This is a genomic window from Mesorhizobium sp. M0496, from assembly GCF_040321205.1.
GTDB lineage: Bacteria > Pseudomonadota > Alphaproteobacteria > Rhizobiales > Rhizobiaceae > Mesorhizobium.
In genome coordinates this window covers 1-1,455 of record NZ_JAMYRC010000102.1, presented here as the reverse complement: position 1 = coordinate 1,455, position 1,455 = coordinate 1, and the positions used below count along the sequence as shown (strand labels likewise).

Below are 1,455 nucleotides of genomic sequence, written 5' to 3'. Positions count from 1 at the left end.
CTATTGCATTCACACATCTCGGTTGCGTTTTGGGGCGAAGCTCGATTCTATTTGGGCCGGGACGCTGAAGGAGGTTTGAATGACCGGGATCGAGTACGGGCTGGGGCGATTTGGCGATCGCCGCCTGGAAAAAGGGGGGTCTGCTTGCATCGGGCGCTGGTGGCGCGGCCTGGATCGTGTATCCGGCGGCTCGGAGGCAAACGGGCGGCCGAAATGCAATTCACGCGGCTTTTGCGCAACCCTTCGGTAACGGCGGCAGAGATGTCGCTCCATGCCGGAAGGCTGACCGGACGGCGCGTGGCGGGTCGTCATGTCGTTGCCGTGCAAGACACCTCGGAGTTGGTGCTGGGCAGCCGGCGGGCGCGAGCCGGCTATGGCCCGGTCGGCAGGGGCAACGTGGCAGGCCTGCTGCTGCACCCCGTGCTGGCGTTGGAGGCCGGCACGGGAGCGCTGCTGGGCCTGGTCTCGATGCAGGTCTGGAACCGCAACGCGGGTGAACTGGCGCCGCGGCGCCAGCGGGTGACGGCCAATAAGGAGTCGCGGCGCTGGATCGACGCGACCAAGCAGGCTGGCGCGGTTCTGGATGGTGCGGCCAGCATCACCATGGTGTCGGACCGCGAGAGCGACTTTTACGAACTCTTCGCGGAGCGCCCGCACAATGTCGACCTGATCGTGCGGGCCTGCCAGAACCGGCGCATCGAGGCGCCGCAAGAAGGGCCAGACTTGCTGCTCGCCTTCATCGACGCCCAGCCCGAGCAAGGCCGCTTTGCCGTGACCATCCCCGCTGCGCCCGGGCGACGAGCGCGAGACGCCGAACTTGCGCTGCGCTTCGCCCCGGTGGCGGTGCGCCGGCCGCTCAATGCAGCCGATCCGGCGTTGCCCGAGACGGTCGATTTAACACTGGTCGATGTTCGCGAGGTGTCGAAACCGGAAGAGGGCAGCGAACCGGTGCATTGGCGGTTGCTGACAACCCACTGTGTCGCCACCAAGGTCGAAGCGCGCCGTATCGTCGACCTCTACCGGTCGCGCTGGACCATCGAGGAGTTCTTCCGCACCCTCAAGACGGCGGGCTTCGATATCGAGGCCGCCGACATCGGCGATCCGCACGCCATGATCAACTTCGCCGCCGCTGCCACGATCGCCGCCGTCACCATCAAGCAACTCGTGCAGGCCCGCGACGGCAACACCGATCAGCGCCTCAGCGATGCTTTCGATCCCGACGACCAGACCATCCTCGAAGCTGTCTCAGCCAAGCTCGAAGGCAAAACCGAGCGACAACGCAATCCCCATCCCAAAGGCTCTCTGGCCTTCGCCGCCTGGGTCATCGCACGCCTCGGCGGCTGGACCGGCTACTACGGCAAGCCCGGCCCAAAGGTCATGCGCATCGGCCTCGCCGAATTCTGGGCCATCAAATACGGCGCCAACCTCGGACTGCGAAATGTGTGAATCCGATAG

1 protein-coding gene is annotated in these 1,455 nt (G+C 65.6%); it reads left to right on the top strand.

The genetic code is table 11. The annotated features are described in order from the left end of the window. Positions 1–213 precede the first annotated feature (213 nt). Positions 214–1,446 carry an IS4 family transposase gene (locus NKI73_RS33520; protein ID WP_352636332.1) on the top strand — a complete coding sequence of 411 codons (1,233 nt, stop codon included), beginning with the start codon at positions 214–216 and terminating at the stop codon, positions 1,444–1,446. Positions 1,447–1,455: the final 9 nt, after the last annotated feature.